The sequence below is a fragment of the Seramator thermalis genome, assembly GCF_004138125.1.
Lineage (GTDB): Bacteria > Bacteroidota > Bacteroidia > Bacteroidales > Dysgonomonadaceae > Seramator > Seramator thermalis.
In genome coordinates this window covers 1-9916 of record NZ_RXHS01000025.1, presented here as the reverse complement: position 1 = coordinate 9916, position 9916 = coordinate 1, and the positions used below count along the sequence as shown (strand labels likewise).

Genomic DNA, 9916 nt, shown 5'->3' with positions numbered 1-9916 from the left:
CAGTACCGCTTTCAATGAATTGGTCTCGCCAAAGATTAATATCGAACAGTGTGACTCCGTATTCACGAGTAATCAACTCCGGATCTTCTCCACGCAACAAGGATAAAACTATTTCAGCCTTGATTTTTGATGTGAAATTCTTCCTCTTTTCCATAACAGTTGTAAAAATAACTTTTATTTTTTACTGCTCGGTTTTTTTGAGGGCTAATATATAGATAAAAGATACTTACTATTTCATAAAGAGCAATTACAGAAATGTAGTTGCTCTTTATATTTACCTAAACTGCAAATAAAGTTAAATCTCCCGCATTAATTAAACAAATAATTAAATCACTTGTTTTATTCATATGATTAAAATACATTTGCAAATCAAAATACAGAATATTAAATAAATCTACTAATGGATAAGCTTACAACAGAACAGAAAATTATAAGAGCGGCTGATAAACTTTTTACTCAAAAAGGATATGCAGCTACAAAAACAAGAGAGATAGCTGAAGAAGCAGAAACGAACCTTGCACTGCTCAACTACTATTTTGGGAGCAAGGAAAATCTTTATAAAAAGGTAGTGCAAGAGAAGTTTAAAATGTTAATTGGTGCAATTAGTCCCGTTTTGTCAGACGAGAGTTTTACTCTCGAAGACAAAATCAAAGCAATCATAGAAAATTACACTAAACTGCTTCTTGAAAATGAGGAACTCCCCATTTTTATATTAAACGAGCTAACGGTTAACAAAGAACTTTTTAAAGACATCACAAACAATGCTCGACAAATTGCTCAACCGGTACTCGATAAACAACTAAAGGAGAAAAACATTAAAATGTCTGCCGCCAACTTAATAGTAAACACCCTTGGCCTCACCCTGTTTCCATTCGTAGCCAAACCGCTAATTGTCTCGTCTGGGCTAGTTAAAGAGGATGAGTTCATTGGTTTTGTGTCTGAACGAAAGGATAAGATTTTTGAATGGATAATAAAAACTATCAAATAAAAATAAGAATTATGCGACTTAAAACTTTACTGTTATTAATTAGCTTGATTTTGGTAAACACGCTGTTTGTTGCAGGTCAAACTATAACTATTGACGACTGCCAGAAGAAAGCGGAAGCTAATTATCCAGCAATCGCCAGATATGATATTATTGAGAAAACAAAGGAGTTTAACATTGCTAATGCCAATAAAGGATATTTGCCACAGGTTACATTAAGTGCACGGGGCACTTGGCAATCGGATGTTACAAGCATTGATTTCAATATGCCGGGACTAGAGATTCCAACTATCGATCAAGATCAGTATAGATTTGTAGTTGAGCTGAACCAGGTTATATGGGATGGCGGAAGAGTTTCGGCACAGAAGAAGAGTATGCAAGCAAATGCAGAATTAGAAAGGAAACAGCTCGATAATGAAATATATACTTTAAGGGAGCGTGTCAACAACCTGTATTTTGGCATATTGCTGATGAAGGAGCAACTCAACCAGCTTGAGATTCGGGAGAAAGAACTTCAGCGTAATTTCAATAATATACAGGTGTATGCACAAAATGGTTTGGCTAATGAAACCGACCTTAACGTGGTGAGGCTTGAGCAACTTAAAACCGATCAGCAGCGCATTAATCTGGAGTCAAACCTTGATGCATATATACAGATGCTTTCGGTTCTGATTGGTGAAGAGCTCAACAGTGATCTTGTATTTGCTAAACCCAATCCCGAGAGTACTCTAATCTTACCGGTAATCAACAGACCCGAATTGAAGATGTTTGAAGCACAAGAGCATGCAATTGAATCGCAAAAATCACTTCTTAACGCAAAAATAAAGCCAACTATCGGCGCTTTTGCTCAGAGTGGTTATGGTAAACCGGGCTTGAATATGTTTGATAACGAATTTACACCTTACTTTTTAGGGGGAGTTAGTGTATCGTGGAACTTTAGCAACCTATACACTTTAAAGGCGGATAGGAAGAAAATCGACTTGCAGAAATTAGCTATTAACTCACAAAGAGATACATTTTTGCAAAACCTTAATATCGTAATTCCTCAGCAACAAATTGAGATTGAGAAATTCAGAAAAATTATGCAAGATGATGATGAAATTATTAGACTGCAAACTCAGATTCGTGAAACTGCAGAAATAAAGGTTGAAAATGGAACTATGACTGTCTCTGATCTGATTAAAGAAATAAATGCAGAAGAGGCTGTAAAGCAGGCTAAAATTCTGCACGAAATTCAATTTCTAATGTCGGTTTATTCACTTAAGTATACTATAAATCAAAACTGATTTAATCAATATACAAAACCCTAAACAACACTCATCTAAACAGCTCTTATCTAAATTATTAACAGTACAATACTACATAACATCAAATTATGAAATCATTTAAATTATTCACAACATTATCAACCCTTCTTATACTTCTTTCATGCGGTAACAGAGAAGGTGATTACGATGCAACCGGATCGTTTGAAGCAACTGAAATTATTGTCTCCTCTCAAGCAAACGGCATGATAATAGAGCTTAATATAACTGAAGGCGATCTGTTGCAGAAGGGACAAATGGTTGGGTACATTGACAGCACTCAGCTCTATCTCCAAAAGATGAGTATTCTCTCTAATGCAAAGGGTGTAATTGCACAACAGCCCGATATAAATGCACAAACAGCTGCTTTGAAAGCTCAAATAAACACATTGAAAAGGGAAAAAGCACGAGTGGAACGACTAGTTGCTGCTAATGCTGCCAATCAAAAACAACTTGATGATATTGTGTCGGAACTGGAAATAGTAGAAAGTAAACTCTCTGCCCAAACATCCACTTTGCAAAAGAGCAGTGCCCATATTTCAGCACAAAGTTCTACGCTAGAAATACAAGTTGCACAGCTTAACGATCAACTTGAGAAGACCCGCATAGTAAGTCCCATTTCAGGAACCGTACTCAACAGATTCGCCGAAGCGGGTGAACTGGCCACAATGGGAATGCCTCTTTTCAAGATTGCCAATACAGGTGAAATGTTTTTAAGGGCCTATGTAACAAATAATCAGCTAGCACAGATAAAGTTAAACGACGTAGTAACAGTTGGTGTGGATGATGGCTACGGAAATATGAAATCATACACAGGCACAATAAGTTGGATATCAAGCAAATCGGAGTTTACCCCAAAAACAATACAAACCAAAAACGAACGTGCAAATTTAGTTTATGCACTCAAAATAGCTGTACAAAACGATGGTTTTCTGAAGATTGGCATGTATGGCGAAGTAAAATTTAAATAAAATGATAGAGGTAAAAGATTTACATAAGAGTTACGGAAAGAGTGGTAAAATAAATGCCCTCAACGGAATCTCTTTCAACGTAAACGATGGAGATATATTTGGAGTGATTGGTCCTGATGGCGCAGGTAAATCCACACTATTTAGAATTCTCGCTTCACTTATTATGCCAGATAGCGGTACGGCTATTATGAACGGGTATGATGTGGTGAAAGATTACCGTAAAATCAGACAGATTATTGGTTATATGCCAGGCAGATTCTCGTTATATCAGGATTTGAGTGTAGAAGAGAACCTGAAGTTTTTCGCAACTCTTTTCGACACTACTATTGAAGAAAACTATCATCTTATTAAAGATATCTACCAGCAGATTGAACCATTTAAAAACCGCCGTGCCGGTGCACTTTCGGGAGGTATGAAACAGAAGTTAGCATTAAGTTGTGCCCTCATTCATAAACCCGAAATTCTGATCCTCGATGAACCTACAACAGGTGTTGACCCGGTATCCAGAAAAGAGTTTTGGGATATGCTTGCACGATTAAAAGAACAGGGCATTATTATACTGGTGTCTACGGCTTATATGGATGAAGCTAGCAGATGTGACAGAATTGCACTTATTCGCGAAGGTGAGCTCATAGCATCCAACACCCCACAAGGTATTATTGATGATTACTCAGATATATTATGGGCTGTAGAAGGAAGTCGGATGTCAGCTATTCTGCGCGAATTGCGCAAATACGAAAAGATTAAAACCAGTTTCGCATTTGGAGACAAAATCCATATCACTGTAGATGAGAGTTTACAGATAGGCGAGCTTAAGCAATACCTCATAAATAGAGATTTCAGAGATGTTGGCATAAACCCTATTGAGCCTACTGTAGAAGATTGTTTTATAGCATTAACAAATTAATTGTTTGGTAATAAAGTAATTGTATGACTAATAAAGTAATTGAAGTATCAAATCTAACAAAAAAGTTCGGCAGTTTCACAGCTGTCAACCATATCACATTTGATGTTAAAGAAGGAGAAATATTTGGGTTTCTTGGCGCCAATGGAGCAGGAAAAACAACTGCAATGCAGATGTTATGCGGAATAAGTATGCCTACGTCGGGAGAAGGGACCGTTGCCGGTTACGATATCATTAAAGAGAATGAGTTGATAAAACGAAATATAGGGTATATGAGTCAGAAATTCTCATTATACGAAGATCTTAAAGTATGGGAAAACATTAGGCTTTTTGGTGGTATTTATGGTCTCTCAAACAAGGTGATTGCAGAAAAGACCGATGCACTACTCAAACAACTTAATTTTGCAGAAGAACGAAACACTCTGGTGAAATACCTCCCTTTGGGATGGAAGCAAAAGCTAGCCTTCTCGGTAGCAATTTTTCACGAACCTAAAATAGTATTTCTTGACGAACCCACGGGAGGAGTTGATCCTGCCATGCGACGACGGTTTTGGGAGATGATATATGATGCTTCAGAACGCGGAATTACAGTTTTTGTAACTACCCACTATATGGATGAATCTGAGTATTGCAACCGGGTATCAATAATGGTTGACGGCCGCATAGAAGCACTTGATACACCTGCAGCATTACGTCATCAATTTAATGCCGATACAATGGATGAGGTATTCAGACAACTTGCACGTAAAGCAGAAAGGGATTAAAATGAAACAATTTATAGCATTTGTAAATAAAGAGTTCCGTCATATTATTCGCGATAACAGAACGTTGCTTATAATAATTGGGATGCCAATAGTAGAGATTCTCCTGTTTGGCTTTGCCATAAATATGGAGGTGCAGAACATTACTGTGGCTTTTTACGACCCATCACCTGATGCAATTACCACAGGCATTACAGAGCGGATAAAAGAAAACTCTTACTTTAATAATCAGGGAAATATGCCGTCGGTGGCAAAAATGGAAGAAGCTATGCAAAAAGGAGATCTCGATCTGGCGGTTGTATTTCAGCAAAATTTCCAAGAAGATTTAGTACAAACAGGAAACGCAGCAGTTCAATTACTTGCAAACAGTTCCGATCCCAACCGCGGCTCTATTTCTGCAACATATGCCACAGCAATAATTGCCGGGTATCAGCAAGAACAAATGGAGCTAATGCATATTCCTTTTCAGATACAAACCGAGAACAGGATGATATATAATCCACAGATGAAATCATCATATATGTTTGTGCCGGGAATAATGGGACTGGTGCTCATGATTATCTGTACCATAATGACATCTGTTTCTATTGTGCGTGAAAAAGAAAGAGGTACAATGGAGGTTCTGCTTGCATCACCACTTAAACAGGGAACTATGATTTTTGCAAAAACAATTCCTTATATGGTGATATCGTTTATCGACTTTATCATTATTCTGCTGCTTAGTTATTTTGTACTTGGCGTACCTATAAATGGAAGCTTATTATTGCTGTTTTTGGTTGCACTTATCTATATCTCTCTTACTTTAACTTATGGATTAACAATCTCAACTTTGGTAGACAAGCAGATGAACGCAGTAATCTTCTCTGCTATCACAGCAATGATTCCAGTGCTTATGCTTTCGGGTATGATATTCCCTGTAGGCAATATGCCTGTCGTGCTACAAGCATTTTCTGCAATTGTTCCTGCACGATGGTTTATAGATGCAGTGCGTAAAGTAATGATTCAGGGGCAAGGATTATTCATGATATGGAAAGAGGTGCTCATAATGATAGGAATGACGATATTCCTTTTGGGAGTTACAATTGCAAAAACAAAAAAGAGATTGGAGTAAATCGTATGAAAACATTGAAATTTCTAATAGAAAAAGAGTTTAAACAGATGTTCAGGAATCCTTTGATTCCAAGACTAATTGTTATGTTCCCTACAATGGTGTTGCTTGTTTTCCCATGGGCAGTTAGTTTCGAAGTAAAAAACATTAAAATAGATGTAGTAGATCACGGAAAAAGCATCTACTCAAAAAGACTCACAGATAAGGTGGCTGCATCAAAGTACTTTATACTGAATGATACACCTCTTGATTATCAAACTGCTATGCTAAATATGGAGAATGGTAAAACAGATATGATACTAGAGATACCTGCATCGTTTGACAAGGATATAGTTAAAAGCCAAACCTCAACTGTTGGGGTTGCAGTAAACTCTGTAAACGGTACACAGGGCCTGTTGGGCAGCAATTACATTATGCAGATTGTGAACGACTTTTCATCTGAAATACGAGGCGAACTTATAAATACATTACCACCACAATCAAGGGCCACGATCATGAATATGCCTCGTGTTGATATTGTTCCACAATACAAGTATAATCCCGAGCTCGATTATAAAAACTTTATGATACCTGGTTTTATGGTGCTACTACTCACAATTTTGTGTGGTATTTTACCTGCACAAAATATTGTTATGGAAAAAGAGAATGGCACTATTCAGCAGATTAATGTCACTCCTATAAGCAAGATTAATTTTATACTTGCCAAACTGATTCCCTATTGGGCTGTGGGTCTGGTTGTAATGATTATTTCAGTTACTTTAGCTTATGTGATTTACGGTTTATGGCCGGCTGGAAACGTGATTGCAGTACTTTTCTCTGCTATAGTTTTTATTCTCTCAGTTTCGGGTCTGGGAATTATAATATCCAACTATTCCGAAACAATGCAACAAGCCAGCTTTCTGGTTATGTTCTTTATATTAATTCTTGTCTTACTGGGCGGTATGTTTACACCAGTTTCGGGTATGCCTGCCTGGGCACAGACAATTGCAGCTGTCAATCCTTTCAACTACCTCACAAAAACATTTCGTATGCTTTATCTAAACGGAAGCACTCTGGCCGATGTGTCAAACAATTTATTTGCACTGGGTATAATTGCTGTGGTACTTAATGGATGGGCTGTATTCAGTTATAAAAAGAGAGGATGATTATCAACAAAGTTATATATTAGTTTGTGTATATAGATAACGGTAAGCTGAATCAAGAAGTAAATGAGAACTTCGATTACGACATATTTTCTGCTTATGATTTTATCCTTTAATGGATATGGTCAGGTTGACTCTGCCATTATAAATATACCCCCTACACAAAATTCAATATTAATTTCTGAAATAAATGCCAGTAAGGCTGTAAGTATTAATGTTGGATTAAATATGACGATGCGTGGATTCAACCGTTTTATTCTTGAAGATGAATATGCTCAAATTAATTTACGTTCGATGAGAAACAACTTTAACACTTTGCCCGTATGGGATACAAATCAATTCACTACAAACTTTATTGGTCATCCGTATCATGGGTCAATTTATTTCAATAGCGCACGAACAAATGGATTTAATTTTTATGAGTCGATTCTTTTCAATCTGGGCGGTAGCCTTATGTGGGAGTATCTAATGGAAACCAAGCCCCCATCGCGTAATGACCTTGGTGCAACTATATTTGGAGGAACAGCATTAGGAGAAATATCTTATCGATTGTCTGATTTGTTCATTGATAATCGAAAAACTGGTCCTGAACGTTTTGGCAGAGAATTTCTTGCAGGTCTTATGTCACCTGCCCGCTTTATTACTCGTCTTACAACCGGAGAAGTATGGAAATCACAAAGTATGAAGGGAAACCATCTTTCTACATATCCACATATGGTGGAATTTTATATGGGGATAAAGAGCTTTGAAGAGATAAACAGTGAGCGGAATATAACTAGATTTACTGTTGGAACTGATATTGAGTATGGAGATATAATTGGAACAGATGCGCAAATGCCATATGAATGGTTTAGATTTGGTGGTGAAGTTGAATTTGGAAGCAACTATTTTCATCTTACACAAATCAACAGCATAGGACCTCTCTTAAGGAAAGACCTTTATCAAACATCTGATGGATTAGCAACAGCAGGTTTATTTCAGCATTTCAACTACTATAATATAAATCCGGCAAATGATGACAGGGTAACTTCAAAACTATATTTTTCAGAAACTGCATCAATTGGTCCGGGATTAGTTTATCAGCAGTGGAAAGGTTTCAGTATAACTCAGATAGGAATTTACTTAGGCGGAATAATACTTGGAGCAAGCATCTCAGATCATTTAGAAATTGGTGACAGAGATTATAATTATGGAAGCGGATTTAGCTTAAAGCTTAACAGCTCTGTGCAATGGAAAGAGAGGCTGTTAATTACAATATCATCAGAAAGTTATCTTCTATTTTCCTGGAAAGGATTAGATGACTACGACATTCTGAAAGAGATGTCAATTAAAGAAATTGATTTTCTTAATGTTCAGGGAGATAAAAGCAGGGCAAAACTTCACCTGCTTGAGCTAAACATGAGATATATATTGAATGAAAGTGCGCATTTTTTTGTAAGAACTCGGCAGTTTTACAGAAATACATCTTATGACTATTTTCCAAAAATGGTATATCAGTCAGAAGATCTTCTGTTTGGAATAGGATTATTTGTATAGAATAATAACAATAAAAATCTGCGATGAAAATATATTTATTCATATTATACTTAATGATATTCTCATCAATATTTTCAAGTTTAAGAGCACAGTCGGATATATCTGTTATAGATGATACAACAAGATTGCAGCTCAAAAATATTATTGAAGGTGTTAAGTCTACATTATTACAAGACGATCAAGATCTTATGATGTCAGAAGATGAAATTATAAGTTATATGGATAAGTTGCCTCCATTTTCAATATATAAAGACAACTATTTTATCACCGGAATTCCACTTAATAAAAGAATTGACGGAGAAACAGCAGATGCAAAATTTCAAATCAGCATAAGGCATAGGCTCACATCAAGCAAATTGCCTTTTAATTCATTTCTTTTTCTTACCTATACACAAAAATCGTTTTGGGATATATATCAGGAATCAGCGCCATTTAAGGACAGCAACTATAATCCCGGAATCGGATTGGGAAGGTATATAGTTGTGGATAACAGACTTACAGGTGCTATACTACTGCAGTTAGAGCATGAGTCAAACGGACGAGACAGCATTGAATCCCGAAGTCTCAACTGGGTTGGCCTCTCTGGCAAATATTTTATTACTTCCAATATATCATTCCATCTAAAAGTTACCGTTCCTTATCTGCTGGATGAAGGTAACAGCGATATTCTCGATTATCGGGGTACAGGTTTTTACACTGTAGATTATAAAAGCTTAAACGACAAATGGAGATTTTCAGGAACCTTCAGTCCCAAAAAAAGTGTAAAATCGGCCAACTTAAAGCTAACCGTAGCTTATAAAATATCTGACAGATTGTATTAGCCCGAAATAACCGAGCACTTTAATTGTATTTAATTTTTTTTATTACTTTTGTATCGGACAAGCTGATCCAATGGTGATATATTATACCGAAGGATTTATTAAGGGGGTGTTACTGTAAGTAATTGCCCCTTTTATAATTTCCTGTTCCGCTCTTTCATTTCTTCGTGGCATTGAGCCACTTGAAATGAGGACAAGCTGAACCTCCGGATCCTTATTGCCCGATGGTATATTATCTTTTTCTTTTCGCAGGCTTTCAGCGTACTTTTCCCTGTACTCTACAGGAGAACAGTAATCAAGTCTATGCAATATCCAATCATAGTTGTAATTCTTAATGAATTGATCAATGCCGTTATAATCCTCCTCGAAAGAAGAAAATGTTTCTAT

9 protein-coding genes and 1 pseudogene are annotated in these 9916 nt (G+C 36.6%); 9 read left to right on the top strand and 1 reads right to left on the bottom strand.

Annotated elements, in window-relative coordinates; genetic code table 11:
- The first annotated feature begins 400 nt into the window (after positions 1-400).
- From EJN84_RS11945 to EJN84_RS11905, 9 genes and pseudogenes are all read left to right on the top strand, one after another.
- Complete coding sequence (locus EJN84_RS11945; protein ID WP_129595641.1) at positions 401-988, top strand: TetR/AcrR family transcriptional regulator; 588 nt, start codon at positions 401-403, stop codon at positions 986-988.
- Positions 964-2271 carry a TolC family protein gene (locus tag EJN84_RS11940; RefSeq protein WP_238944020.1) on the top strand — a complete coding sequence of 436 codons (1308 nt, stop codon included), beginning with the start codon at positions 964-966 and terminating at the stop codon, positions 2269-2271. The genes EJN84_RS11945 and EJN84_RS11940 overlap by 25 nt, the downstream gene beginning before the upstream one ends.
- 89 nt (positions 2272-2360) lie before the next feature.
- A complete protein-coding gene (locus EJN84_RS11935) occupies positions 2361-3260 on the top strand; it encodes an HlyD family secretion protein (RefSeq protein WP_129595640.1) in 900 nt (299 codons plus the stop codon).
- 1 nt (position 3261) lies between these two features.
- On the top strand, positions 3262-4167 hold the full coding sequence (locus EJN84_RS11930; RefSeq protein WP_129595639.1) for an ABC transporter ATP-binding protein: 906 nt from the start codon (positions 3262-3264) through the stop codon (positions 4165-4167).
- Between the two features lie 38 nt (positions 4168-4205).
- A pseudogene (locus EJN84_RS11925) lies at positions 4206-4928 on the top strand (ABC transporter ATP-binding protein); the annotation flags it as partial.
- Between the two features lies 1 nt (position 4929).
- Positions 4930-6036: an ABC transporter permease gene (locus EJN84_RS11920; RefSeq protein ID WP_129595637.1), complete on the top strand. Its 1107-nt coding sequence runs from the start codon at positions 4930-4932 to the stop codon at positions 6034-6036.
- Positions 5952-7178: an ABC transporter permease gene (locus EJN84_RS11915; protein ID WP_449441387.1), complete on the top strand. Its 1227-nt coding sequence runs from the start codon at positions 5952-5954 to the stop codon at positions 7176-7178. The genes EJN84_RS11920 and EJN84_RS11915 overlap by 85 nt, the downstream gene beginning before the upstream one ends.
- Positions 7179-7274: 96 nt before the next feature.
- Positions 7275-8711, top strand: a complete 1437-nt coding sequence (locus EJN84_RS11910) for a DUF3943 domain-containing protein (protein WP_238944019.1) — start codon at positions 7275-7277, stop codon at positions 8709-8711.
- 23 nt (positions 8712-8734) lie between these two features.
- The gene (locus tag EJN84_RS11905; RefSeq protein ID WP_129595634.1) at positions 8735-9532 is read left to right on the top strand and encodes a phospholipase A; all 798 of its coding nucleotides are present in this window, start codon (positions 8735-8737) and stop codon (positions 9530-9532) included.
- An 81-nt stretch (positions 9533-9613) separates the two neighbouring features.
- On the opposite strand, the gene EJN84_RS11900 is transcribed toward EJN84_RS11905, so the two are convergent.
- Positions 9614-9916 (bottom strand): IS3 family transposase (locus EJN84_RS11900; RefSeq protein ID WP_165004332.1); only part of this gene is annotated, 303 nt, incomplete at its 5' end.

Excerpts from the sequence above, each read along its gene's own strand:
- EJN84_RS11945 (WP_129595641.1), top strand. The coding sequence starts at position 401 with ATGGATAAGCTTACAACAGAACAGAAAATTATAAGAGCGGCTGATAAA.
- EJN84_RS11940 (WP_238944020.1), top strand. The coding sequence starts at position 964 with ATGGATAATAAAAACTATCAAATAAAAATAAGAATTATGCGACTTAAA.
- EJN84_RS11935 (WP_129595640.1), top strand. The coding sequence starts at position 2,361 with ATGAAATCATTTAAATTATTCACAACATTATCAACCCTTCTTATACTT.
- EJN84_RS11930 (WP_129595639.1), top strand. The coding sequence starts at position 3,262 with ATGATAGAGGTAAAAGATTTACATAAGAGTTACGGAAAGAGTGGTAAA.
- EJN84_RS11920 (WP_129595637.1), top strand. The coding sequence starts at position 4,930 with ATGAAACAATTTATAGCATTTGTAAATAAAGAGTTCCGTCATATTATT.
- EJN84_RS11915 (WP_449441387.1), top strand. The coding sequence starts at position 5,952 with ATGGAAAGAGGTGCTCATAATGATAGGAATGACGATATTCCTTTTGGG.
- EJN84_RS11910 (WP_238944019.1), top strand. The coding sequence starts at position 7,275 with ATGATTTTATCCTTTAATGGATATGGTCAGGTTGACTCTGCCATTATA.
- EJN84_RS11905 (WP_129595634.1), top strand. The coding sequence starts at position 8,735 with ATGAAAATATATTTATTCATATTATACTTAATGATATTCTCATCAATA.